This window comes from Mesorhizobium sp. WSM4847, assembly GCF_055811335.1.
Genome location: NZ_JBVVPY010000119.1, coordinates 1 through 380 on the forward strand (window position 1 = coordinate 1; position 380 = coordinate 380).

A 380-nucleotide genomic window follows, 5' to 3' on the forward strand; every position below is an offset into this window, starting at 1 on the left:
TCGTCGAGCTGGCGCAGCCGCGGGATCGAGCGGTCGATGATGGTGACGTCGGCGCCAAGGCCGGCCGCCATCCGCGCGGCATGCAGGCCGACGACGCCGCCGCCGAGCACAGTGACCTTGCCGGGCAGCACGCCGGGCACGCCGCCGAGCAGAACGCCGCGGCCGCCATTGGCCTTCTGCAGCGCGGTGGCGCCGGCCTGGATCGACAGGCGGCCCGCGACTTCCGACATCGGCGCCAGCAGCGGCAGGCCGCCGCGGTCGTCGGTGACCGTCTCATAGGCGATGGCCGTCACGCCCGAGGCAAGCAGGCCCTTGGTCTGCTCCGGATCCGGAGCGAGATGGAGATAGGTGTAGAGGATCTGGCCGTCACGGAGCTGGAC

At 72.4% G+C, this 380-nt stretch carries 1 protein-coding gene; it reads right to left on the minus strand.

The window, feature by feature from the left end:
• On the minus strand, positions 1-380 hold a 380-nt coding region (locus tag AC0L28_RS34785; protein ID WP_473483018.1), incomplete at both ends, for an NAD-binding protein.